Consider the following 23,783-nt stretch of genomic DNA (forward strand, 5'->3'; position numbering starts at 1 on the left):
CTAACACAAAAAGGCGACGATTTTAAGCAACGGATGAAATTAATCTAATAACGATAAATCCGTTTGTATATTTACAAACAAATTCAACTTATGTTAGTATATATCTAAACAATAAAAGGAGAACCCAAAATGAAACCTTATCAAGAGTTTACCATTTCTGATTATCAGCAAGGATATGTCGCAACACCAACGGATTATTGTTGCGTCTTTTGTCAGGAGACCTTCGACAAAGAAGAAATCTATCCCGTTGATGGCGCCTTTTTTACAGCAAAAAAACGAATGATGCAGCATATCACTGAGCATCACGGAACCGTTTTGACCGCATTGTTGGCTTTACCCAAAGAACAAACAGGCCTATCAGAAAGCCAGCAGGAGATTTTACAACTGTTTGCCCAAGATGTTAGCGATACTGTGATTGCCCAGCGCTTAGGTATCTCTTCTTCGACCGTCAGGAATCATCGCTTTAAACTAAAAGAAAAACAGCGACAAGCGACTGTTTTTTTAAGTGTCATGTCCTTGTTGCAAGATACCCCGTTGCTGCCGCCTCACAAAGGGGCGACGATGCTTGATGATCGCTATGCCATTACGGCTAGTGAAAGAGAAAAGATCATTGCTACTTATTTTGATGAAACGGGGTTTATCAAACAGTTTCCCAGCAAAGAAAAGCGCAAGATCGTTGTCTTGAGTGTACTGGCACAAAAATTTGATCCGAAGAAAAATTATTCAGAAGCTGCCGTCAACGATGTATTAAAGCAAGCGATCACCGATTACGTCACTGTCCGACGTTATTTGATCGAATACGGATTTATGCAACGGACGAAAGACGGGAAAACTTACTGGCTGACTTAAAACCTAGTCTGTAACTTGCTGGAACTTTTGTTGGTTGGATGAGCAGTATCTTTCACAGTTTAAAAAAAGTTAACAAGTTCCACTTTTTTACAACAAAAAAAGACAAAGTACGAACACATCCGTACTTTGTCTACCGTCTGAAACGCTGGGACAAGTTCCAGCGTTTATTTTTCTTTTAGAAAGATTTTTTTGATGATCAATTTATCAAATAATTGCGTTTGATTGTCTTGTTCTCCAATGACTTCAGCGGTCACCGATTTACCATCTTGTTTTTTACGTAGCTGGTAAACGATCTTGCCTGTTTCTTTCAATTCGTTCACCATGTCAACGACACCGCCAAAACCAGTTTTACGAGTGATGAACCCTAACGCCACCATTCGCTCATCTAAATTTTTTGCCGAGATGCTCGCACCGGTGATCAGCGCTTGCCGCATGATTTGTAAGAATTCCTCTAGCCCTGCCACTGGCGGCTGTTCGGGTTCTTCTTCCATCATCGGTCGCTGACGCAAATAATCTAATTCCTGCAATAACGTTTCATACTGTTCTTGTGTCAACATGACCCCCGCCACTTTTTCACGATTGAATACATATACTGCTGTTCCTGCTTCTCGCGCTTGATTAAATACATCCATCGGAGATTTTTTTACTTCAGTAATTGAAGTAGTGGGAACATCCAATTTCTTCAGTTCCATAATCAACGTCCTCCTTGTCTCAACGAACACATTATAGCATAAATCCAGAAGCAGATTATAGAGGTATTTCACTGCTCCTAGGAAAAGAAACAAAAAAGCGGCTAATCGCCGCTTTTTTCGATTGATAAGGTCATTGCATTGATGGCAACGATGATCGTGCTCATAGACATCAAGACAGCTCCGACTGCTGGGTTCAAAATGATCCCGATCGGTGCGAGGACGCCAGCTGCCAAAGGAATGGCAAAAATATTATATCCTGCGCCCCACCAGAGATTTTGAATCATCTTGCGTCTTGTTTTTTTCGCCAAAGTCAAGAAGTGCAAGATGTCTTGAGGTTCGCTATTCGTCAAAACGACATCGGCTGAATCGATCGCTACATCGGTACCCGCTCCGATCGCAATCCCGATCGTCGCTCTTGCAAGACTTGGGGCGTCATTGATTCCATCGCCTACCATTACGACGTGCTTGCCCTCTTTGACATAGTCACTGACTAGACGTTCTTTATCGTCTGGCAACATTGCCGCATGGAAGGCTTCGATTCCTAGGTAACCGGCTACGGCTTGCGCCGCTTCTTGGTTGTCTCCAGTAGCCATAACTGGTGTGATGCCTAAGTCTTTCACTTTTTGAATAAATTGACTCGCTTCTGGTTTCACCTTATCCCCTAATGCGACGATTCCTTCCACTTTTCCGTCATGAACCAAATAGCTGATGGTATTGCCCTGTTCTTGATAATTTTCCAAGGAGTTCCCTTGATACTGAATGGCTAATTGCTCCAATCCTTTTTGATTGACGATCACCCACTTCTGTCCATCGATCACGCCTTCCAGACCAATCCCTGTCCTTGTTTGAACATCAGTCGCCTTTTTGGCTGTGATGTTTTCCTTTTCAGCTTGGGCTAAAATACCTTCTGCGATCGGATGATTGGCGGTTTTCTCAAGACCTGCTAGGTAAGCTAGTACTTCTGATGCAGAAAGACTGCCTGTCGCCTCGATGCCAGTTACGGTAAACGTTCCTTCTGTTAACGTACCGGTCTTATCGAGGATCAGATAATCAACATGATGCGCATTCTCCAGTGCGTTGCGATTTTTTAAGAGCAAGCCATTTTTGGCAGCGATCGATGTCGAACGAGCAACTACGAGGGGAATCGCTAGCCCTAACGCATGGGGACAGGCAATGACGAACACCGTGACCATTCGATCAAGAGCAGTCGGTAGGTCAGCAACAAACAGCCATACAGCAAATGCCAAGACACCAGCAACTAACGCAATATAAAACAGCCATTTTGCCACTTTGTCCGAAAGTGCTTCTAAGCGGGATTTATCTGCTTGGGCTTTTCGCACCATTTCCATGACTTTCGCTAAGTAGCTGTCTTCCCCAGTTCCTGTGACTTCCATCGTGATGGTACCATTGCCGTTGACAGATCCTCCAATGACAGTACTGCCGACGGTTTTAGGTACCCGTCTGGATTCACCAGTCACTGCCGACTCATCGATTGTTGTTTCTCCTTCAAGGATCGTTCCGTCGGTAGGAATCTTATCTCCTGAGCGAACGATCAACTGTGTTTTGTTGGTCACTTCTTCTAATGGAATCTGTTCTTCTGATCCATCCGCATTTTTCCGAATCACTTCTTTTGGCAATAGTTCTGCTAATTTCTGTAATGCATTGCCAGCATTAGAAACGGCATTCATCTCGATCCAATGGCCCAACAACATGATCACGATCAAAGTCGCTAGTTCCCAGAAGAAATCCATTACATGAGGAACAGCAAGAAAATGATTGGCGATAAATGCGTAAAGACTATAAAAATAAGAAACCGTGATCCCCATAGCAATCAACGTCATCATGGCTGGGCTTTTTTGTTTCAATTCCATTTTCGCACCACTTAAAAACGGCTGCCCTCCATAGAAAAACAGGATCGTTCCTAAAAGCAATACGACCCAATCTGAGCCAGGAAACGTGAACTGAAAGGGCAATTCGATGCCCATCATTGGTGATAAAATGACGATTGGAATCGCCAAAACCAAGGATAGCCAAAACTTTTGCTTAAAATTTCCCATATGCATACTATGATCCATGCCACCCATTCCATGATCCATATGACTATGATCCATACCAGACATCTCATGATTCATGTGACTATGATTCATGCCAGACATCTCATGATCCGTGTGACCGTGATCCATGCCAGACATCTCATGATCCGTGTGACCATGTTCCATGCCAGACATCTCATGATTCATGTGACTATGGTTCATGCCAGACATCTCATGGTCCTTGTGGCCGTGATCCATGCCAGATATCTCATGGCCCTTATGGCTATAGTCCATGCTGGACACTTCATGATCCATAGGACCATGGTTACTATCGGAGCTTTCATGCTCCTGCTGTTTTGATGTCGCCCTGTGATGATCCATCCCATTCATCTCATGGCTAGGCTCAGGGACTTCTGCCAGCTGTGATTGCGTATGTTGCTCTTGTCCCTGTGTACCATTATCCCGCTCATTCAAAGCAGGTTCATGCCTATGATGGCTTGACGTCTGACTATTACTTGCGGAAGACGTTTTTTCCTGATTCATCCTAGTATTCCCCTTCCTATTTCACTGAATGTGCGTACAGTCTTGCTCCTTCATACAAAAGCTTCAAGCGGCTGGACACTTTTCATTTGTTTTGATTTTTCATTTTCACTTTAGCAATTCCATTGCTTACTCAAATACCCCTTGATAACCCGCTTCGGTGACCGCATTGACTAAGGCTGTTTCTGTCACTTGCGACTCGTCAAACTTGACTGTTCCGCGAGCTTTTTTCAAGTCCACTTTGGCTTTTTTCACACCCGGTACTTCACTAAGCGCTTTTTCAACTTTTGCGGCACAATGGGCACAATTCATTCCGCTGATTTGCATGTTTTTTTTCATTACGATTCCTCATTTCTTTTAACAGTTCGTCGGCTACTTATTTTGTTGCATGGGTTTGCATTGGCACTGACCAGGAATACAATTACATGAAATCGCTGCTACTGGCACTTTTTGGTCGACTGCTGCTTGGAGCATCGCCAAATCTTCTGCCGTCAATGCTGCTTCTTGGATCATTTCTGCTAATGTCTGCCCAACTTTTTTGGCACAAATATGAGAAAAAAGATTCTCAGCTGCGCTGCGAACGGTTGCTTCTTCGGAAACAAGCGGCGAATAAACAAATTTTTTCCCTTGGCTTTCTGTTTTCAATACGCCTTTTTTGACGAGTCGTCCTAAAAGCGTCTTGACCGTTGCTGCTTTCCAATTTTTATTTTCGCTCAATAAAGCGGTGATCTCTTTCGCGTCGGATTGTCCTAATGTCCAGATCACACGCATGACTTCCCATTCAGAATCGCTGATTTTGATTGGTTCGACCACAGGTTGCATTTGTCCACTTCCTTTCATAAGTGATTCACATTTTTAAGTTTACATCTGTAATCGGATTTTGTCAAAAAAAAGCATCGCCAAACTTTCTGCGTTTTGACAATGCTTTTTTCTATTTCATTAAAAATGATTTGGTTCCTATGCTTAAAAGTGGACCTGATACGTCGTCACAGAGTGGAAGGGTTCTTCTGGACGCAACACGATCTCACCAAAGTGGGTAAATTTCTCAGAACCAGGAACACCTTGTGTTTCGATCGCCATCCCGCCATGATTGGCAAAAGGACCAGTCTTCATTGGTGCGCCAGCTTCTCCCTCACCCGTTGTGTAAATAACAACGGCAGGACGGTCAGTAGTTACAGTCAGCTGCACTTTTTGATCGGGACTGGTTACTTTTAGATCCCACTCTTGCGTATGGTCTAATAAGAACGGATCATCCAACATCGTCGTTCCCATCGGGCGTTCTTGTCTAAAATCAAACTTTGTGCCTGCGACAGGTGTTTTTTCACCGGTCGTCGTCACATCGTCATTCGTTTCAGCCACATGTTCGGCATTGATTTGAACCAAGTGGTCATCGATCGGCTGTTGGGTATCACCTGTCAAATTGAAATAACCGTGGTTCGTTGGGTTAAATAAAGTCGCTTTGTCAGTGTTGGCATCATAAGCAAGCAATAGTTCATTGTCATTCGTCAACGTATAGGTGACTTGATAACGAACATTCCCAGGAAACCCGCCATCGCCATCTTGCCGTGTGGTAGTAAAAATCACCCCAGCTTTGTCTGCTTCTTCAAAGGTTTCAGTGATCCATGTATCAGTATCCAGCCCCTTTGAACCGCCATGAAGCGTATTGCCGCCATCATTGTCTTCCGTTTGGTATTCTTGTCCGTCGATCTCAAAGCGAGTACCTGCGATCCTTCCCGCCACAGGGCCGATCGTTGCGCCATAATAACGTGCTTGGCGATGTCCTTCGATCGTGTCATAACCGACCACAATGTCGCGACCTTCTTCTACTGGAACGACCCAATCCAATAAGCGTGCGCCTTCAGGACTTAGCCTTACGATGGTACCGCTATCATTGGAAAGCTCATAAATTGTTCCCATTTTTTCTGACGTCAGTTGTTTCACATTTGGCATTCGTTCATATCCTTCTTTCTTTGATTAGTCTGCTACTCTTTTTAAGTATAGACGTTTAGGGCTAGATCCGTCAATTCAAGACGGAAGAATTCGACAGGAAACGACTTTGCTTCTGCCACTTCAAAAAAGCGGCAAGAGCACCCCACTGATTTTTATGAATCATTGATACGCAGCTGCTCGGCAAAAATCAGGATTCCCGGCCTGATTTTTTACCGTTTGGTTTTTATCAATATCCATTTCATCCGTTGGGTTCTTTTGCCGCAACTGTCATCGTTTATTTTTTGTGTTTTGCTTGGTAATGTTTTCTCTTTCGCCGCTTTTCTTTAGTCTGAGAAACATTAGCAGCCAAATCTTTGTTTTCTTTTTCTTGATCAGCATTTCTTCTTTCAGCACGTTCAGTTAGTACACTTTGTCTGAATCGCCGATTTCCCAGAAACTTTAACGCACACATGAGTGGTTGACGATTTTCACCGACTAATCCAATCAGCTCAATAAACAGCTCAATTCCAAATCCTGTGCTAATGATTAATAAAACAATCGCTGTATTGCTCGCGTAATTCATTAGTAAAGCAATAAAAGAAAAGACTAATGCTAAGGCATAGATCGTTAGCACTGTGCCGCGATGAGAAAACCCTAACGACAACAATCGATGATGCAAGTGCATTTTATCGGCAGAGGAAATCTTCTGTTTATTAAACTTTCTTCGAATCATCGCATAAACGGTATCCGTGATCGGTACACCGAGAATAAACATGGGCGTCAGAACAGAAATAAAAGTTGCGTTTTTCAATCCTTGTAGTGAGAGCACAGAGATCATAAATCCTAAAAACAATGCTCCGGTATCTCCTAGAAAAATGGTTGCTGGATAAAAATTATATGGAAAGAAACCGATGATTGCTGCGATCAAAGTAAAAATGACCATTGGTACTTCCACAAAATTCGGCAGAAAGAAATAGCTGATAATCCCTATCGTCGTCAAACTGATAATAGAGACGCCGCTCGCCAACCCATCGAGACCATCGATTAAGTTCACCGCATTGGTAATTGCCAGTATCCAAATCAAAGTCATAGGCAAGGCAAACCATCCCAGATCAATAAAGCCAAAATAAGGAATCGTGACTGTGCTGATTTTTATTCCAGCAACGAAATAAATTTCCAGCGCTGCGAATGTCAGACCTATTAATTTTTGCATTGGCGACAGTTCAAATATATCATCCAACAATCCTGTAATCACCACTATTGTTGCACCTAAAAGAATCGGCCAAACGAAGTCGAAAGGAATCATTGTTCGAAATTCCCAAAGCAGCGCAAAGGAAAAGGCTAAAAAAATACTTAATCCCCCAGCTGAAGGCATGGTCTTCGTATTGATCCGACGCTCTCCTGGGCGATCAACTGCGCCAATCTTGCAAGATATCAATTTGATGACTGGTGTCAATAATAAAGACACGATCATTGTTATAAATAAGCGCATTACAAATTTGAATGCAAAATCCATCGTTTATTCTCGCTTTCCGTTATTTCTCTTTATTGGTAAATGTATCTTCGATTTTCGAAGAAATCCGCTGAACAGGATCTGTTCGTTCTTTGATCTCTTGTCCCGACACATACTCTTCTACCACTGCGTTGATGATTCCACCCAAGATAATAATCGTCGCAGCAAGATTCAACCAGATCATTAAAACAATAAAACTTCCAATAATTTGATAGCCAATGATTTTCGCAGCAAAGTAACGGGCGTATAAGCCAAACACTTGTGACAGCAACATCCAGCCAATCGTTGCAAAGATCGCCCCTGGCAAAGTCGAACGCAACTTGACCTTTGCATTCGGCACTAACCAATAGATCAGCATCATGATAAACAGCAAAGCAACGATCGTGACTGGCCATTTGACTGTTTGGAACGTATCGATCAGATTGTCTTGAAACTTAAAAATCGGCTGCAAAAAATCAAGAATGATTTTTCCAAGCCCAAATACCATCGTAACACCAACGATCGCAATCATAAAGAGCAGGATGATCACAAATGATACTGCGCGCACCACGATAAAATTGGAACGTTGGTCCACACCGAAGGCTTTGTTCATCGCAATTTGCAAGGCATTGATACTTTGACTCGCAGACCACAACGCAGCCAAGGCGGAGATCGATAATAACCCGCCAGAGCTTGTGGTGAGGAGGTTTTCGATCGCTGGTCCGATAAAGTCATAGATTTGACTAGGGATCAATTCTTGTACATAAGATAAAACCGTGTTCGGATCAATCGATAAATAAGGCAACAGATTTCCCAGCGCAATCATTAACGGGAAAAGTGAAAGCAATAAATAGTAGGCGACGACGACCGATGTGGTCCCCATCTCTGAATCGGTTATTCTATTTTGCGTTGTTTCAATGAAACGCATCAGCTTTTGATTGCTTTTTACTTTATCAACGATTTTCATGTTTCTTCCTCCGCCAGCGAATCATCTGCCTTTTTTTCTTTGTCATACGTAACAATCAGAAGTCTCCTACCGCCAAAATTTAGTAGGTTCCTTCTTCTCCTTGAGAAGTCAAAATGCGTGGCCCTTCTTTGGTGATCGCCAAACTATGTTCGTATTGGCAACTTAAGCCACCATCAAGAGTATAGGCGGTCCAGCCGTTAGGATCCATTTTCATTTTCCACGTCCCTGTATTGATCATAGGTTCGATGGTAATAACCATTCCTTCTTTTAAACGTAAGCCTTTGCCGGCTTCTCCGTAGTGAGGAATCATCGGACTTTCATGGATCGTTGGGCCAATGCCGTGTCCTACGAAATCGCGCACGACACCGTAGCCTTCTTTTTCCGCATAGGTTTGAATGGCATGACCGATGTCACCGATTCGGTTGCCAACTTGGGCTTGTTCGATTCCTAGATACAACGCTTTTTTGGTTACTTCCATTAAACGATCGATCTCAGGCGTCGAGTTTCCTACCACATAACTCCAGCAAGAATCAGAAATGGCGCCTTTTAAATCAATACACATATCAACTTTGATCAGATCGCCATCTTTCAATGGTTTTTTTCGGGGGAACCCGTGACAAATCTCATCGTTGATACTGCAGCAAGTGGCATATTTGTAATCTTCAAAACCAATTTGGGCGGCAATTCCGCCATGACTTTCAATATAATCTCTGACAAACACTTCGATATCCCAACTGGTGATACCAGGTTTGATGAAGCTGCGTAATTGTTTGTGGACATCTGCTAACAGCGCGCCGGATTCGGCCATGCGGTCTATTTCTCTGGCAGATTTTAATGTAATCATGTTCTCGTCTCCCTTAATTAAATTCCTCTTATTTTACCATAGAAATCCCTTATTTTACAAAATTCACAGACATTGTAAAGAGTTTTTCAAGTTTTGTTTTCAAACTTTCGTGCATTTGCTATAATCTGTAAGAGAGTTTTCCTTGAGAATAGGAATGAGATTGGAGGAAAAAGCCCATGGCTTTAGCAAAAATCGTCTATGCAAGCATGACGGGGAATACGGAAGAAATTGCGGATATCGTTTCTGAAGCCCTTGAAAATCTTGACATGGAAGTAGAAATGAATGAGTGTACCCAAGTGGATGCAGATGACTTTGAAGATGCTGATATCTGTATCGTCGCAACGTATACATATGGGGACGGGGAGCTACCGGATGAGATCGTCGATTTTTATGAAGATTTGCAAGAACTTGATTTAAGTGGCAAAATCTTTGGGGTCTGCGGCTCTGGCGATACGTTTTATGATGACTTTTGTAAGTCCGTCGATGACTTTGAAGCCGTCTTTAGTAAAACAGGTGCAACAAAAGGGGCGGATAGCGTCAAGGTCGACTTGGCTGCGGAAGAAGACGATATTCAAAACTTAGAAGCCTTTGCCAAAAAGCTAGCGAAAGCATTTACAGAATAAAACAAAAAAACCTCTGACAAAATCACTTGATTCTGTCGGAGGTTTATTGTTTGCTTAATGATAGCTGATATCGATAGGTGTTTCTCTTGCTAAAATATTATCGGTGGTTTCCGTCATCAGCTTAGCAATCTGATCTTCTGTCGGATGAATGATTCCCGAAGACATCAATGCCGCTAAGCCAGTAGCGACGATCCAGACACCGGTGTGCAAAGATTGTAATTTTACATCAGATAGATCTTGATATTTTGGTTCTTTTTTCACTGATTTCACAAAAAGGTCAAATGAAAACTGTTGCATGGAATCACCACCACCATGCTCTTCTAAGTATAGCGCTCGGTATAATCGTTTTTCTTTATTTGCAAAGCCAATATAATTTAACGTTAAGTCAACGATAACATCTCCCCGTCTCTCAACTGGAAAAACTTCTGTCGCCAAGTAGTCGTAAATCTGATTGATCAATGCATTTTTTAAGTCATCCATATTTTTAAATTCTAAGTAGATCGGTTGCGTTGAACATTTCATCTTCGCTGCGATATTGCGTGCGGTAAAACGTGTAAATCCTTCGGTTGCGACAACTTCATAGGCAGCTTTTAAAATCTGGTCTCTAGTAATAGTTTTCTTTCTTGCCATAATTTTTTAATCTCCTTAATTCTGCTATACATCGCTTTCAGAAATACCTTTTACTTATTGTATCATGTTTTTTTAAGTTTGCAAAAAAACTTTTAAAATTATTGCCCCTAGTGTTTTCAGTTTTTCAATTTGAAGACCTCTGTTTTTTTGCTCTCTTTTTCGTTTGTTTTCAAAAATACTTAGTGCTATCATGAAGACAGTTATAATTTTAGAATAAATGGAGGAATTTTAATGGTTTTACCAAACTTTAATCAGAACCTTGAAAAATATGCCCAACTGATCACAGAAGTTGGTGTAAATGTCCAAAAAGGGCACACCATCGTCATCCAAATCGCCGTGGACCAAGCTCCGTTAGCTCGACTATTGACAAAAAAAGCGTATGAGCTAGGCGCAGATGAAGTAATCGTTCAATGGACCGACGATGTGGTTCAAAAAGAATTTCTTGCGCATGCAGCTGAGGATCGTTTGTCTACGATCCCTCAACACAAAATTGATCAAACAGAAGATTGGGTCGAAAAAGGTGCGAGCCGCATCAGTGTCGTCTCTGCCAATCCCGATGCGTTAGCAGGCGTTGACTCGGATCGGGTCGCCGCTTTCCAAGCAGCTTCTGGTAAAGCAATGATGAAACTGCGCCAAGCAACACAAGCCAACAAAGTCAGCTGGACTGTGGTTGCGGCGGCTGGTCAAGATTGGGCGCAAAAAGTGTTCCCTGACGCTTCCCCTGAAGAAGCACAAGACAAGCTTTGGGATCAAATTTTCAAAACGACGCGTATCTATGAAGAAGATCCTGTCGCTGCTTGGAAAAAACATGATGAAACGCTGCAAGTCAAGGCAGAAGAATTGAACAAAGAACAATTCAGCGCATTACACTATACAGCACCGGGTACCGATTTGATCATCGGCCTACCAAAAAATCACTTGTGGGAAGGTGCTGGCAGCTACAACACCCGCAATGAAAAATTCATGGCGAACATGCCGACAGAAGAAGTCTTTACTGCCCCAGATAATCGTCGCATCGATGGCTATATTTCAAGTACGAAACCATTGAGCTACGCAGGAACGATTATTTCTGGCATGAAATTCACCTTCAAAGACGGTAAAGTCGTGGACTTTTCTGCAGAACAAGGCGAAGAAGTGTTAGGCAAATTGCTAGCGATCGACGAAGGAGCGAAATCTTTAGGTGAAGTCGCTTTAGTCCCTGACCCTTCCCCTATCTCACAATCTGGCATCATCTTCTTCAATACGTTGTTTGATGAAAATGCCTCAAACCATTTGGCTTTAGGCTCCGCTTATGCCTTCAGCTTACAAGGCGGCACTGAGATGAGTGAAGAAGAACTGGCAGCGGCTGGTTTAAACCGCAGCCAAACCCACGTAGACTTCATGGTCGGCTCTGACCAAATGTCCATCGATGGCATCAAAGAAGATGGCACCACAGTTCCTGTCTTCCGCAATGGTGATTGGGCTTAATAAAAAAGGCTGAGGTGGAGTTGCTCCCCTCGGTCTTCTTTTTACATAGAATATTGAGAACCGGCGGCTTTTTTCATAGTAATCAGCCGGCTTTTTTGATAAAATCTACTTTGATAGTCTTTGATAAGAGAGGATGGATCCGATGACACCAAATCGTGAAGATTATTTAAAGCTCATCTTAGAGCTTGGTGGTGACCAAAAGAAGATCAATAACAAACAAATCGTGTCAGGTCTGGACGTCTCAGCAGCTTCAGTAAGTGAAATGATTTCAAAATTATTAAAAGAAGGCTTAGTGGAACATTCACCTTATCAAGGGGTACAGTTGACTGAAACTGGTTTAGCTTCTGCAAGTGCTCTGATCCGCAAGCATCGTTTATGGGAAGTCTTTCTTGTGGAGCACCTGCATTATTCATGGAATGAAGTTCATGATGACGCAGAAGTTTTAGAACATGTCACCTCAGAAACATTGGCGAGCCGCTTAGAAGCCTACCTTGATCATCCTCGGTATTGCCCACATGGGGGAATGATTCCTGAACAAGGAGAACTCATTCACGAAGGCGAAAAAAACACCATGAGTTCTTATCCGGTAGGAACCAAGATTCGTATCGCCCGTGTCCTTGACGAACGAGAACTGCTGGATTATCTCGTTTCGATCAAATTGAATATTCATGAAGAATACGAGATCATCGATGCAGCAGCATACGAGGGTCCGATTACGATCAAAAATGACACAAAAGAAATTGCTGTCAGCTACAAAGCCGCCAGCACGATTTTTGTCGATAAACTGTAAGGAGTGAAGATGATGGAAAAAAAGGTCCTTTTTACGATTTTTGGCGGTACGGGCGACCTTGCCCAACGCAAACTATACCCTTCTTTGTTTCGGTTGTACAAAAAAGGCGATTTGAAAGAAGATTTTGCAGTCATTGGTACTGCACGCCGTCCTTGGTCGGATGAACACTATCGTGAAGTGGTGATAGGTACAATCAAAGAGTTGAGTGACTCACAAGAACAAGCAGAGACATTCGCTTCTCATTTCTACTACCAATCACATGATGTAACAGATACGAGCCATTATGATTCATTAAAGGATTTGGCGGAAACCTTAGATCAGAAATACCATTTAGAAGGCAATCAGATTTTTTACTTAGCAATGTCCCCTAATTTCTTTGGGACGATCGTTTCTCACTTGAAATCCCAAGGAATGCTGGATACTGACGGCTACCATCGGGTGATCATCGAAAAACCATTTGGCAGCGACTATAATTCAGCAAAAGAATTGAATGAAGAGATCAATCAAGTCTTTACGGAACAAGAAATCTACCGAATCGATCACTATTTAGGAAAAGAAATGATTCAAAATATTTCTGCGATTCGTTTTGCCAATAACATTTTTGAGTCAATGTGGAACAATCGTTACATTGACAATGTTCAGATCAATATCGCAGAAAACTTAGGTGTAGAAGAACGCGGCGGCTATTATGATAAGAGCGGTGCCTTGAAAGATATGGTCCAAAACCATATTCTGCAGATTCTTTCCTTATTAGCCATGGAACCGCCAGTGGCTTTTTCTGAAAAAGAATTACGGACAGAAAAAATCAAAGCCTTAAATGCGATCCGTATCTACTCCGAAGAAGAAGTGAAACAACACTTCGTTCGTGGGCAATACGATAAGGGACAATTAGAAGACAAGAAATTTGTTGGCTACCGTGAAGAAGCCAATGTGGATGAAGAATCGGCAACGGAAACCTTCGTTGCTGGGAAATTTTTGATCGATAACTTCCGCTGGTCCGGCGTACCATTTTATGTACGCACTGGGAAACGGTTGACGGAAAAAGGCACTCGCATCAACATTGTCTTTAAACAAGTCCCAGTCAATGTCTTTAAGCAAGACCTGAATGAACAAAAGCAAATCGAGAGTTTGGCACCGAATGTGCTGACGATTTACATTCAACCGACGGAAGGCTTCTCTCTTTCCTTGAACGGAAAAGAAATTGGCCAAGGGTTTGAGACATTGCCAGTGAAGCTCGATTACCGAAATAGTACTGAAATCGTCGAAAACACCCCTGAAGCTTACGAAAAACTGATTCTAGATGCCTTGAACGGTGATGGCACTAACTTTACCCACTGGGATGAAGTTGCCCAATCTTGGCGCATCGTTGATGTGATCCGTCACGCTTGGGACCAAGAAACACCTGATTTTCCAAATTATGCCGCAGGAACGATGGGCCCCCAAGCAGCCTATGATCTCTTAGCTGCCGATGGCTTTGAATGGATCTGGCGTCCCGATGAGTGGTATCGTGAGCGAGATTTACTAAATGAGAAATAAGCAAATGGTCAATTGGATGAGGAAAAAACATCCAATTGGCCGTTTTTCTTTTTTACCGACTGTTTATAATAGAAAGAAATGAGAAATGAAAGGAGCAGCAGACATGAAACAAGTCTTATCGATCGCCGGTCTCGACAGTTTGGCAGGTGGCGGCATGACGGCTGATTTGAAAACATTTGAGAAATTCGGGGTGTTTGGCCATGCCCTATTAACATGTGTGGTCGCCATCAAGGATGATCTTATGTTCTATGATCTCCCTGAGCCTGTGATCCAAGCACAGCTGGATTCACTGCGTTCGGTCGTATCCCTAGATGCAATCAAAATCGGGCTGCTTCATCAAACGGCCATCATTGAATTGCTGCGGGATTTTTTACAAACATTTACCGGACCGATCGTGCTCGATCCCGTTCTCGCCTTCAAAGAAGGAGATACTGCCTTTAACCACTCTTATCAAGCTGGATTAATTTCATTGTTTCCTTACACAGCATTAGTGACTCCTAATCTGCTCGAAGCACAACACTTATCTGGACAAAGGATTACCTCCTTAGCGGAGATGAAAACGGCGGCAAAAAAAATTCATGCGCTTGGTGCCCCAAATGTTCTGATCAAAGGTGGCAGTCGACTAACTGGGGAAACAGCCTATGATGTTTTGTATCAAGAAGGACAATTCACCGTTTTTGAGGCAGAAAAAAGTACCCGAACCACAACCAACGGTGCTGGCTGTACCCTTTCATCAGCGATTGCCGCAATGCTTGCTAAAGGTACTTCGTTGGAAGCAGCTATCCAAACCGCAAAAGCATTTGTTTGGGCAGGGATTGAAGACGGTCTGCCTTTAGGTACCTCTGGCAACGTCAATCAGCTCGCCTATTTTAAAAAGGAGGAACACCTATGAAAGTAAGAAACCTAACGACGATCGCTATGCTGACGGCACTCACGTGTGCACTTTCTTTGACCTTTATCATTCCTGTTCCGCAAACGAAGGGCTTTGTGACCTTATGTGAAGCAGGGATCTATATCTCGGCCCTGTTGTTCGGACCTAGCGCGGGTGCCTTCGTCGGTGGAATGAGCGGCGGCATCATTGATTTTCTATCAGGTTACCCTGAATGGGCCTTCTTTTCCATCGTGATCCATGGTGTGCAAGGCTGGATCGTAGGTAGAATGAGCCATCGGCCACTAGCAGCCGTCATTGTCGGCAGCTTAATCATGATCGCCGGCTATGCAGCAGCAACGGTTTTGCTATTCGGTTTAGGCGCTGGGATCGCCTCGATTCCAAGTAATTTGATCCAAACGGTCTTTGGCAGCATCGTTGCTTTACCCCTGACGCATGCCTTGCGCCGCACGAAAAAGTTTTCTTTAAATGAAAGGTGATTCTTATGACAGATATCAATCAATTAAAAACGGATTTAACTACGATCGTTGAAGAAGTCATTACGACAGCGAACGTTGGTGAAAATGATCTTTTTGTCCTTGGTTGTTCAACAAGTGAAGTCGTGGGCGGCTTGATTGGCAAAAATTCCAGTCAAGAAGTAGGCATGGTTATCGTTGAAACACTACGAGCGATCTTGCGTCCCAAAAATATTCATTTAGCCGTTCAAGGCTGTGAACATCTCAATCGGGCTTTAGCTGTTGAGCGTAAAACGGCTCAGCTCTATCACTTAGAAGAAGTCGCTGTAGTGCCCCAGCTGCATGCAGGCGGTGCTTGCTCAGTTGCGGCTTTCCAGCTGTTCGATGAGCCTATTGAAGTGGAGCACATAGTGGCAAAAGCTGGCATTGATATTGGCGACACAGCGATCGGCATGCATGTCAAACATGTTCAAATTCCGATCCGTCCCTCTATCAAGACCCTCGGCGCTGCCCATGTCACAGCTCTGGGATCACGGCCCAAATATATTGGTGGTCCTCGTGCGCATTACGCCCAATAAGCGAAAAGAAAAAGCATGCTTCGGCGTGCTTTTTTTGTGTCAACGTTCCTGCTATTGCCTCTCCTTTCCTTCCTTAAAAGTACTCTCCTTTCACTATTTTCTCCGCTCCATCTTATGGCAGCTTTTTCTACTTCAAAGGCTAGTTTCTTTCTGTTGAAAAAGAGCGGCAGCTGCCGCCTCCCTTTTGTCATAAATTCGTCAGAATTTCATCACAAAAAGAAAAGAAAGATACCAGTAAGCCCGTAAACTTCTTTTTTCTTTCCTTGATAGACTGAATGTAGCAAGAATCGAAAAGTGGAAGGAAGAAAAACATGAAAAAAATCGCCATTATTTTTGGAGGCAATTCACCGGAATACACCGTTTCTTTAGCTTCAGCAACTAGCGCAATCGAAGCACTCCAATCATCTCCCTATGACTACGACCTCTCTTTGATCGGGATCGCCCCAGATGCTATGGATTGGTACTTGTATACAGGAGAACTGGAAAACATCCGACAAGACACGTGGTTGTTGGATACGAAACATAAACAGAAAATACAGCCGCTATTCGAAGGAAACGGCTTTTGGCTAAGTGAAGAGCAGCAAACGTTGGTACCTGATGTTTTATTTCCCATTATGCATGGCAAATACGGGGAAGATGGCAGTATCCAAGGATTGTTTGAATTGATGAAGCTACCTTATGTAGGCTGCGGTGTGGCGGCCTCCGCATTATGTATGAACAAATGGTTGCTGCATCAAGCAGCAGCAGCGATTGGCGTACAAAGCGCTCCTACGATTCTCTTGACAAATCAAGACAACCAGCAAAGACAAATCGAAGCCTTTATCCAGACCCATGGCTTTCCAGTTTTCTTTAAGCCTAATGAAGCGGGCTCCTCAAAAGGGATCACAAAAGTGACTTGTGTCGAAGAAATTGCTCCTGCCTTGAAGGAAGCCTTCGCTTATTGTTCCGCAGTGCTCCTACAAAAAAATATTGCCGGTGTTGAGATCGGCTGCGGTATTTTGGGCAACGACTCTTTGACTGTCGGTGCTTGTGACGCTATTTCATTAGTAGACGGTTTTTTTGATTTTGAAGAAAAGTACCAGTTGATCAGCGCCAAGATCACCGTTCCTGCACCATTGCCTGAAACGATTGAAACCAAGGTCAAAGAACAAGCCCAGCTGCTCTATCGTAGTCTTGGTCTTAAAGGTCTTGCTCGCATCGACTTTTTTGTCACGGATCAAGGAGAACTATACTTGAATGAAATCAATACTATGCCGGGCTTTACGAGTCACTCCCGCTATCCTGCCATGATGGCAGCAATCGGCTTATCCTATCAAGAACTACTACAAAAACTGCTTGTCTTAGCAAAGGAGGAAGTCAAATGAATCCCTATCTACAGTTAGTTAGCAAAGAATTTCCGTTAGAAAAAAACCAAGAGCCGCCTCATTTAGTCCTTGCTGCCTTCAGTGAAGACGAGGTTTACTTGCAGCCAGAAGCAGCCAAACAATGGGAACGGCTAGTCAAAGCTTTAAAGCTTGAAGACGAGATCTGCTTATTAGATGGCTACCGAACCGAAAAGCAGCAACGGTATTTATGGGAATATTCCTTGAAAGAAAATGGGCTAGCCTATACGAAACAATTTGTGGCATTGCCCGGTTGCAGTGAACATCAGTTAGGCTTAGCAATCGATGTTGGTTTAAAGGGTAGCCAGGATGATTTGATCTGCCCACGATTTCGTGACAGCGCAGCCGCTGATTTATTTACCCAGGAAATGATGAACTATGGGTTTATTTTACGCTATCCCGCAGACAAACAGGAAATTACAGGGATTGGCTATGAACCATGGCATTTTCGTTATGTCGGTCTGCCTCATAGTCAAATCATCGCCAGTCAACAGTGGACCTTGGAAGAATACCATCAATACCTTGAACAAACGGCGAGGCAGTTCGCATGAAGAAGAATCAAGGAGTCGAGCAATTTCGGGTGATTTTGGCGATGATGGTGGTGGCGATCCACTGTCTGCCTCTTCATCGCTTATGGCCTGAGGGCGATATCCTGATCACGTTGACTCTGTTCCGAATTGCCGTTCCCTTCTTTTTTATGATCAGCGGATATTACGTGTTTAGTGACTTAGCCACCCAAAACAGCTATCCTGCCAGACAGCGTGTCTGGCATTTTATTAAAAAGCAGCTGCAAGTCTACCTCATAGCCACACTACTCTTTTTGCCGCTTGCTTGGTACAGCGGCATGCTAGGGTTGAACATGCCACTAGGCACTTTTATTCAAACTTTGCTGGTCAATGGCATCCTTTATCATCTATGGTATTTTCCTGCGATCATTACCGGCAGTCTATTAGTGATGGGCCTCTTGACACGTCTTTCTTTCAAGCAGGTGTTTTTCACTGCTGTCGGTTTGTATGTGGTTGGTTTAGGTGGGGACAGTTGGTCTGGACTGGCTGCCCAAACACCCATCGCGTCATTCTATTCACTGATTTTCCAACTATTGGATGGAACTCGCAACGGCATTTTCTTTGCTCCTTTGTTTTTGCTCTTAGGGGTACTAGCCAGAAGATTTGCCAAGAAACCTGCTTCTCCCCATCGCTATAGTTATTTGCTGATCAGTCTTATTTGCTTGCTTTTGGAAAGTTACCTTTTGCATCACTTTACCACGCCGAAACATGATAGCATGTATGTTTTTTTGCCCTTCGTCCTGTTGTGCTTATTCCCGATCATTCAGCAATGGCAAGCACCCATGATCTGGAAACAAGCGGGTCGACTGTCCCTTTGGCTTTATTTGCTCCATCCTTATACCATTGCAGTGACCCATTTTCTTAGTCAGAAGCTGCCCTTACTGCAAAACAATCTAATCAATTTCTTCGTGGTCTTAGGACTGACCATTGGGGTGGTTTATGGTCTCTTTGCTATGCAAAAGCTGTTCCCGTTTCCGAAAAAAAAGCCGCCCCACTTGCAGCGAGCAACCAAAGAATTTTCCGCCCCCGCTTTGTTGCACAACCTTCAGGAAATCAAGCGATTGATCCCAGCAACATCTAAAGTGATGGCGGTGGTTAAAGCGGATGCTTATGGTTGTGATGCGAAGACGGTTGCCGGTACCCTAGAAAGAGCCGGCGTTGATTTCTTTGCCGTTGCTACCCTTGAAGAAGCCATTGAATTACGGCGAGCTGGCATCAAAAGTCGCTTACTGATTTTAGGGTACACTTCTGCCCAACGTGCCAAAGAGCTGAAACATTATTCCTTGATTCAAACCATCGTTAGTGAGGCCCATGGGCATGCTTTAGCCCAAACAAGCATTCCGATCGAATGCCATTTAGCGGTAGATACTGGTATGCACCGCTTAGGCGTTGCACCTGATCTTGAGACAGTTACTGGACTTTACGCCTTGCCATCTCTCAAGATTACGGGCATTTTTTCCCATCTAGGCTCTTCAGATCAGCTGGATACGACAAGTATCTTGCGGACACAAGCCCAAATCACTTGTTTTGATGATCTGTTGGCTGGCTTATCCGCTAGAAATATCGCCTATGGACTGACACATCTGCAAAGCAGCTACGGAATATTAAATTACCCAGAGAAACACTATGATTATGTACGTCCAGGTATTCTTCTAACTGGTTCATTGAGCGTCCCGAACGAACCAACGAAGCAGAAGATAAACGTACAACCGATTTTGACACTCAAAGCCTTACTGGTAGACAAAAAAACAGTTGCCGCTGGTGAAGCGATCGGCTATGGATTAGGCACTATTTTTGATCGACCAGCCACGATCGGGATCGTTAGCATCGGCTACTGCGACGGGGTTCCACGTGCCCTATCAAACCAAGGGTTCCAACTTTCTTATCAAGGTGCTTTACTCCCGCAGATTGGGTTGGTTTGTATGGATATGCTCTTGATCGATTTAACGGACTATCCAGAACTGGCGGTCGAAAGTTCGCTCGAAGTAATCAGCGATTGGACGACTACCGCTGATCAAGCACAAACCATTACCAATGAATTGATCAGCCGCCTAGGTTCCCGCATCACCTCTAGTTCAAAGTAGAAAACGAATGCATTCGCTTACCGATTACGGTATGATGGGTGTAGAGTAAATGGTAGTGTAAATGAAAAATGATCGTAGATAGTTGGAGTGAATCAAGGATGGCAGAAAAAATAATTGTTGTTGATGATGAAAAAGAAATCGCGGAGTTAGTCACGACGTTTCTAAGGAATGAAGGCTTCCAAGTAGAACCTTTTTATGATGGAACGAGCGCTTTGGCCTATCTTGAAAAAGAAACGGTCGACGTGGCGGTTTTAGATGTGATGCTGCCGGATATCGACGGCTTCCAGCTGTTGCAGCAAATTCGTAAGACCCACTTTTTCCCAGTACTGATGCTCACGGCAAAAGGGGAAGACTTGGATAAAATCACCGGTCTAAGCCTTGGGGCAGATGATTATGTGACCAAGCCCTTCAATCCTTTAGAAGTCGTTGCTCGGGTCAAAACGCAGCTGCGGCGATACCAGCGTTACAACCAGTCAGCGAATCCCCAGAAGATTGAAGAATACGAAAAGGAAGGCTTACTGTTGAAAATCAACAGCCACCAATGTTTTCTTTATGGCAAAGAGGTTTTCTTGACCCCCATCGAATTTAAAATCTTGCTTTACTTATTTGAACACCAAGGATCGGTCGTTGCCTCGGAAACCCTTTTTGAAGCAGTTTGGAAAGAAAAGTATTTAGACAACAATAACACAGTGATGGCACATATCGCCCGTTTGCGGGAAAAACTGAACGAACAACCCCGCAAACCGAAATTAATCAAAACCGTATGGGGGGTCGGCTATATCATTGAAAAATAGAAGTCCATTGATCCGCAAGCTCTTGACCCAATACTTTATCACCACGGGCATCTTGATGGCGATCTTGATCATCATTCCTTTCGCAGTACGCTTCGTTGCTGGAATGAGGGTCTGGTATGGCTATGAACCCATTTATCAAATTTTACGACTTTTTGCTGACTATTGGCTTCTTTGCTTAGCCATCGGGGCCTTACTGATTTGGGTGAGCACAACGATTTATTATATGAGTAAAGCTATCAGTTATTTGAATGAAACGATCCAAGCCACAAACCAACTGATTGCCGAACCCACGAAGCGAATCGTTCTTTCCAGCAATATGATTGATGTGCAAGAAGAAATGAACCAGTTGCGAGAGAAAAACTTACAGGATCAACGAGCCGCCAAAGAAGCGGAACAACGAAAAAATGATTTGATCGTCTATCTCGCACATGATTTACGAACGCCTTTGACCAGTGTGATCGGCTATTTGACGCTTTTAGAAGAGGAACCGCAGCTTTCTACCGAACTACGCGCACGCTATACGAAGATCGCCTTGCAAAAAGCCCAACGGCTGGAACTATTGATCAGCGAATTTTTCGAAATCACCCGCTTTAATCTTACAACGATCGCCTTGCAAACTGAAACCACGGATCTGAGCTTGATGCTGGAACAGTTGACGTTTGAATTTTTGCCGCTGTTAGAAGAAAAAAATCTCCATTGGCAACTTCAGCTACAGAAAAAAGTCTTTGCGACCGTTGATACGGAGAAAATGGAACGCGTTTTTGACAACTTGATCCGCAATGCCATCAATTATAGCTATCCTAACTCCCCTTTGCGATTAGCCATCAGCGAGTCTGATGATATCCTGATTCGTTTGACCAATCAAGGAAAAACGATCCCAGCTGAAAAGATCGGCTTGATTTTTGAGCCTTTCTACCGCATGGATGCTTCCCGAGCAACAGCGACGGGTGGGACGGGTCTTGGTTTGCCGATCGCCAAAGAAATCGTTGAAGCATTAGGTGGAAAGATTTGGGCGGAAAGCCGTGATGAAACCATCGTCTTTTCGATTCGCCTACCGAAGGCAGCAATGGAAAAAAATGAACAGCTGTCAAAGCCCCATCCATCTGAACCAACCGCTTAACAGGCAAACAACCTGAGCATTTCGCTGCTCCCCTTCTAATTCAGAAGGAGGAATAGCTGCTCAGGTTGTTTTTTATTGATTGCTTATTGATACACCAAAGATCGTAACGCTTGATCGACTTTTTCTGCCGCTAAGCGTCCTTCACGAATCGCCCAGATGACTAAACTCGGTCCTCTTTTGGCATCTCCTGCGACTAACACTCGTTCATTGTTCGTCGTGTAATCATCGTACACTTCTCGCACACCAAAGGCATCGAAGAGTTGGGTCTCTGCACCAACAAAGCCCATTGCCAGCAAGACCAAATCCGCCTTGATCACTTGCTCTGTGCCAGGGATCGGCTGAAACTGTTGATCCACTGAGACCGTTTCGATGGCGATCAACTGGCCGCGTTCGGCGCCGATAAAGGCCGTTGTGGACACCCCATGATACGTCACTTGTGTTTGTAGCACTTCAGCCGCTTCTTCTTGCCCATATCCTGTGCGGGCTGTCATTGGGTATTCTGGCCAAGGATTGCTGTCGGTCCGTGTCAATGGCAGTTGGGGCGTGATCTCCAATTGACGCACAGAAGCGGCTCCTTGCCGAATCGCTGAACCAATACAGTCATTTCCAGTATCGCCGCCGCCAATCACGATAACATGCTTGCCAGCAAGTTTTTTACTTGTTGCCGCTTTGCCATGCTTTAACACATCTTTGGTTGCTTCCGTCAGATAATCGACTGCAAATTGCACCCCAGTCAATTCACGCCCTGGAATCTTCAAGTCACGAGGAACACTAGCTCCTGTTGCCAAAATGACCCGATCATACTGAGCGGCCAATTTTTCTGCTGACAAGTCACGACCGATCTCCGTATTAGCGACAAAGTTCACGCCTAGCTCTGCCATCAAGTCAATCCGTCGCTGAACGACGTCTTTATCTAATTTCATATTTGGAATACCGTACATCAGTAAACCGCCAAAGCGATCACTGCGTTCATAGACCGTCACTTGATGCCCTAGTTGATTCAAGCGCCATGCAGCGGATAAACCAGCTGGTCCGCTGCCGACGATGGCAACTTTGAACCCAGTCGCTTCTTGAGGCAATCCAGAGGCTTTGACCCAATCATTTTCAAAAGCAGTATCGATAATAAAGCGTTCATTGTCGTGGATCGTGACCCCCGAGCCATTCAGTGCTTCGGTACAGCCTTTTTCACAAGGAGCTGGACAAACACGACCAGTCATTTCAGGTAATGGGTTGGTTTTGGCAAGACGCTCAAAAGCGGCTTGGAAACGCCCTTGATAAACCAAGTCATTCCATTCAGGAATCAGGTTGTCATTGGGACAACCTGAAACCGCTCGTTGCCCCCCGTAAAAAGAACCGGTATGACAAAAAGGGATCCCGCAGTTCATACAGCGTGCTGCTTGCTCTTGACGCTCATTTTCAGGCAATGGCGTCTGTAATTCTTGCCAGTCTTCGATTCGTTCTGCCACTGGTCGGGTAGGATTTTCTACTCTTGGGTACTTTAAAAAACCAAATGGATCTGCCAT

General features: G+C 43.9%; 23 protein-coding genes. 13 read left to right on the forward strand and 10 right to left on the reverse strand.

All coding sequences use genetic code 11. The features are described from left to right. Positions 1-129: 129 nt before the first annotated feature. Positions 130-849 (forward strand): DUF2087 domain-containing protein, encoded by a 720-nt coding sequence (locus IGJ44_RS12030; RefSeq protein WP_167826976.1) that lies wholly within the window; start codon positions 130-132, stop codon positions 847-849. Between the two features lie 164 nt (positions 850-1,013). Here the strand turns inward: IGJ44_RS12030 and IGJ44_RS12035 are convergent, their stop codons facing one another. The 8 genes from IGJ44_RS12035 to map all read right to left on the reverse strand — a co-directional run bounded on the left by IGJ44_RS12035 (position 1,014) and on the right by map (position 9,346). After that, positions 1,014-1,541 carry a hypothetical protein gene (locus IGJ44_RS12035; protein WP_010749742.1) on the reverse strand — a complete coding sequence of 176 codons (528 nt, stop codon included), beginning with the start codon at positions 1,539-1,541 and terminating at the stop codon, positions 1,014-1,016. A 101-nt stretch (positions 1,542-1,642) separates the two neighbouring features. Beyond that, positions 1,643-4,117 carry a copper-translocating P-type ATPase gene (locus tag IGJ44_RS12040; protein WP_430605729.1) on the reverse strand — a complete coding sequence of 825 codons (2,475 nt, stop codon included), beginning with the start codon at positions 4,115-4,117 and terminating at the stop codon, positions 1,643-1,645. A 126-nt stretch (positions 4,118-4,243) separates the two neighbouring features. Continuing rightward, positions 4,244-4,453: a copper chaperone CopZ gene (gene copZ / locus IGJ44_RS12045; protein WP_005228873.1), complete on the reverse strand. Its 210-nt coding sequence runs from the start codon at positions 4,451-4,453 to the stop codon at positions 4,244-4,246. 33 nt (positions 4,454-4,486) lie between these two features. After that, positions 4,487-4,936, reverse strand: a complete 450-nt coding sequence (locus IGJ44_RS12050; RefSeq protein ID WP_167826974.1) for a CopY/TcrY family copper transport repressor — start codon at positions 4,934-4,936, stop codon at positions 4,487-4,489. A 141-nt stretch (positions 4,937-5,077) separates the two neighbouring features. Then, positions 5,078-6,064 (reverse strand): aldose epimerase family protein, encoded by a 987-nt coding sequence (locus IGJ44_RS12055; protein ID WP_167826973.1) that lies wholly within the window; start codon positions 6,062-6,064, stop codon positions 5,078-5,080. Between the two features lie 274 nt (positions 6,065-6,338). Beyond that, the gene (locus IGJ44_RS12060; RefSeq protein WP_010749745.1) at positions 6,339-7,559 is read right to left on the reverse strand and encodes a glycosyltransferase family 4 protein; all 1,221 of its coding nucleotides are present in this window, start codon (positions 7,557-7,559) and stop codon (positions 6,339-6,341) included. Positions 7,560-7,578: 19 nt separating this feature from the next. Beyond that, a complete protein-coding gene (locus IGJ44_RS12065; protein ID WP_005228865.1) occupies positions 7,579-8,502 on the reverse strand; it encodes a YihY/virulence factor BrkB family protein in 924 nt (307 codons plus the stop codon). A 79-nt stretch (positions 8,503-8,581) separates the two neighbouring features. Further along, complete coding sequence (gene map / locus IGJ44_RS12070) at positions 8,582-9,346, reverse strand: type I methionyl aminopeptidase (RefSeq protein WP_005228863.1); 765 nt, start codon at positions 9,344-9,346, stop codon at positions 8,582-8,584. A 176-nt stretch (positions 9,347-9,522) separates the two neighbouring features. On the opposite strand from map, the gene IGJ44_RS12075 reads away from it, so the two are divergent. Next, positions 9,523-9,969, forward strand: coding sequence for a flavodoxin (locus IGJ44_RS12075; protein ID WP_167826972.1), 447 nt, complete (start codon positions 9,523-9,525; stop codon positions 9,967-9,969). Between the two features lie 54 nt (positions 9,970-10,023). Here the strand turns inward: IGJ44_RS12075 and IGJ44_RS12080 are convergent, their stop codons facing one another. After that, the gene (locus IGJ44_RS12080) at positions 10,024-10,599 is read right to left on the reverse strand and encodes a TetR/AcrR family transcriptional regulator (RefSeq protein ID WP_005228861.1); all 576 of its coding nucleotides are present in this window, start codon (positions 10,597-10,599) and stop codon (positions 10,024-10,026) included. A gap of 231 nt (positions 10,600-10,830) precedes the next feature. On the opposite strand from IGJ44_RS12080, the gene IGJ44_RS12085 reads away from it, so the two are divergent. The 11 genes from IGJ44_RS12085 (at position 10,831) to vanS (ending at position 22,260) form a co-directional block, all read left to right on the forward strand. Then, positions 10,831-12,066, forward strand: coding sequence for an aminopeptidase (locus IGJ44_RS12085; RefSeq protein WP_015510149.1), 1,236 nt, complete (start codon positions 10,831-10,833; stop codon positions 12,064-12,066). A gap of 142 nt (positions 12,067-12,208) precedes the next feature. Then, the gene (locus IGJ44_RS12090) at positions 12,209-12,856 is read left to right on the forward strand and encodes a metal-dependent transcriptional regulator (RefSeq protein WP_015510150.1); all 648 of its coding nucleotides are present in this window, start codon (positions 12,209-12,211) and stop codon (positions 12,854-12,856) included. A gap of 9 nt (positions 12,857-12,865) precedes the next feature. After that, the gene (gene zwf / locus IGJ44_RS12095) at positions 12,866-14,392 is read left to right on the forward strand and encodes a glucose-6-phosphate dehydrogenase (RefSeq protein WP_015510151.1); all 1,527 of its coding nucleotides are present in this window, start codon (positions 12,866-12,868) and stop codon (positions 14,390-14,392) included. A 103-nt stretch (positions 14,393-14,495) separates the two neighbouring features. Further along, a complete protein-coding gene (gene thiD, locus IGJ44_RS12100) occupies positions 14,496-15,284 on the forward strand; it encodes a bifunctional hydroxymethylpyrimidine kinase/phosphomethylpyrimidine kinase (RefSeq protein WP_167826971.1) in 789 nt (262 codons plus the stop codon). Then, positions 15,281-15,760, forward strand: a complete 480-nt coding sequence (locus IGJ44_RS12105; protein ID WP_015510153.1) for an ECF transporter S component — start codon at positions 15,281-15,283, stop codon at positions 15,758-15,760. The genes thiD and IGJ44_RS12105 overlap by 4 nt, the downstream gene beginning before the upstream one ends. A gap of 5 nt (positions 15,761-15,765) precedes the next feature. Further along, positions 15,766-16,314 carry a TIGR01440 family protein gene (locus IGJ44_RS12110; RefSeq protein WP_167826970.1) on the forward strand — a complete coding sequence of 183 codons (549 nt, stop codon included), beginning with the start codon at positions 15,766-15,768 and terminating at the stop codon, positions 16,312-16,314. Positions 16,315-16,625: 311 nt separating this feature from the next. After that, positions 16,626-17,678: a D-alanine--D-serine ligase VanC gene (vanC, locus tag IGJ44_RS12115; protein WP_167826969.1), complete on the forward strand. Its 1,053-nt coding sequence runs from the start codon at positions 16,626-16,628 to the stop codon at positions 17,676-17,678. Continuing rightward, entirely contained in the window at positions 17,675-18,247 is a 573-nt protein-coding gene (gene vanXY, locus IGJ44_RS12120) for a D,D-carboxypeptidase/D,D-dipeptidase VanXY (RefSeq protein ID WP_061053864.1), read from the forward strand. The genes vanC and vanXY overlap by 4 nt, the downstream gene beginning before the upstream one ends. After that, a complete protein-coding gene (vanT, locus tag IGJ44_RS12125; RefSeq protein ID WP_167826968.1) occupies positions 18,244-20,346 on the forward strand; it encodes a membrane-bound serine racemase VanT in 2,103 nt (700 codons plus the stop codon). Before vanXY ends, vanT begins: the two co-directional genes overlap by 4 nt. Positions 20,347-20,444: 98 nt before the next feature. Next, entirely contained in the window at positions 20,445-21,140 is a 696-nt protein-coding gene (vanR-C, locus tag IGJ44_RS12130) for a vancomycin resistance response regulator transcription factor VanR-C (RefSeq protein WP_005228837.1), read from the forward strand. Further along, positions 21,130-22,260 carry a vancomycin resistance histidine kinase VanS gene (gene vanS / locus IGJ44_RS12135; RefSeq protein WP_015510159.1) on the forward strand — a complete coding sequence of 377 codons (1,131 nt, stop codon included), beginning with the start codon at positions 21,130-21,132 and terminating at the stop codon, positions 22,258-22,260. The genes vanR-C and vanS overlap by 11 nt, the downstream gene beginning before the upstream one ends. A gap of 83 nt (positions 22,261-22,343) precedes the next feature. On the opposite strand, the gene IGJ44_RS12140 is transcribed toward vanS, so the two are convergent. Then, entirely contained in the window at positions 22,344-23,783 is a 1,440-nt protein-coding gene (locus IGJ44_RS12140; RefSeq protein ID WP_270266678.1) for a glutamate synthase subunit beta, read from the reverse strand.

Source organism: Enterococcus sp. DIV1368d (genome assembly GCF_050542975.1).
Taxonomy (GTDB): Bacteria; Bacillota; Bacilli; order Lactobacillales; family Enterococcaceae; genus Enterococcus_D; species Enterococcus_D casseliflavus.

Excerpts from the sequence above, each read along its gene's own strand:
- map (WP_005228863.1), bottom strand. The coding sequence starts at position 9,346 with ATGATTACATTAAAATCTGCCAGAGAAATAGACCGCATGGCCGAATCC.
- IGJ44_RS12065 (WP_005228865.1), bottom strand. The coding sequence starts at position 8,502 with ATGAAAATCGTTGATAAAGTAAAAAGCAATCAAAAGCTGATGCGTTTC.
- IGJ44_RS12080 (WP_005228861.1), bottom strand. The coding sequence starts at position 10,599 with ATGGCAAGAAAGAAAACTATTACTAGAGACCAGATTTTAAAAGCTGCC.
- IGJ44_RS12060 (WP_010749745.1), bottom strand. The coding sequence starts at position 7,559 with ATGGATTTTGCATTCAAATTTGTAATGCGCTTATTTATAACAATGATC.
- vanT (WP_167826968.1), top strand. The coding sequence starts at position 18,244 with ATGAAGAAGAATCAAGGAGTCGAGCAATTTCGGGTGATTTTGGCGATG.
- IGJ44_RS12085 (WP_015510149.1), top strand. The coding sequence starts at position 10,831 with ATGGTTTTACCAAACTTTAATCAGAACCTTGAAAAATATGCCCAACTG.
- IGJ44_RS12075 (WP_167826972.1), top strand. The coding sequence starts at position 9,523 with ATGGCTTTAGCAAAAATCGTCTATGCAAGCATGACGGGGAATACGGAA.
- copZ (WP_005228873.1), bottom strand. The coding sequence starts at position 4,453 with ATGAAAAAAAACATGCAAATCAGCGGAATGAATTGTGCCCATTGTGCC.
- IGJ44_RS12055 (WP_167826973.1), bottom strand. The coding sequence starts at position 6,064 with ATGCCAAATGTGAAACAACTGACGTCAGAAAAAATGGGAACAATTTAT.
- IGJ44_RS12035 (WP_010749742.1), bottom strand. The coding sequence starts at position 1,541 with ATGGAACTGAAGAAATTGGATGTTCCCACTACTTCAATTACTGAAGTA.
- zwf (WP_015510151.1), top strand. The coding sequence starts at position 12,866 with ATGATGGAAAAAAAGGTCCTTTTTACGATTTTTGGCGGTACGGGCGAC.
- IGJ44_RS12050 (WP_167826974.1), bottom strand. The coding sequence starts at position 4,936 with ATGCAACCTGTGGTCGAACCAATCAAAATCAGCGATTCTGAATGGGAA.
- IGJ44_RS12105 (WP_015510153.1), top strand. The coding sequence starts at position 15,281 with ATGAAAGTAAGAAACCTAACGACGATCGCTATGCTGACGGCACTCACG.
- IGJ44_RS12110 (WP_167826970.1), top strand. The coding sequence starts at position 15,766 with ATGACAGATATCAATCAATTAAAAACGGATTTAACTACGATCGTTGAA.
- IGJ44_RS12040 (WP_430605729.1), bottom strand. The coding sequence starts at position 4,117 with ATGAATCAGGAAAAAACGTCTTCCGCAAGTAATAGTCAGACGTCAAGC.
- IGJ44_RS12030 (WP_167826976.1), top strand. The coding sequence starts at position 130 with ATGAAACCTTATCAAGAGTTTACCATTTCTGATTATCAGCAAGGATAT.
- vanR-C (WP_005228837.1), top strand. The coding sequence starts at position 20,445 with ATGGCAGAAAAAATAATTGTTGTTGATGATGAAAAAGAAATCGCGGAG.
- vanXY (WP_061053864.1), top strand. The coding sequence starts at position 17,675 with ATGAATCCCTATCTACAGTTAGTTAGCAAAGAATTTCCGTTAGAAAAA.
- thiD (WP_167826971.1), top strand. The coding sequence starts at position 14,496 with ATGAAACAAGTCTTATCGATCGCCGGTCTCGACAGTTTGGCAGGTGGC.
- IGJ44_RS12090 (WP_015510150.1), top strand. The coding sequence starts at position 12,209 with ATGACACCAAATCGTGAAGATTATTTAAAGCTCATCTTAGAGCTTGGT.
- IGJ44_RS12140 (WP_270266678.1), bottom strand. The coding sequence starts at position 23,783 with ATGGCAGATCCATTTGGTTTTTTAAAGTACCCAAGAGTAGAAAATCCT.
- vanC (WP_167826969.1), top strand. The coding sequence starts at position 16,626 with ATGAAAAAAATCGCCATTATTTTTGGAGGCAATTCACCGGAATACACC.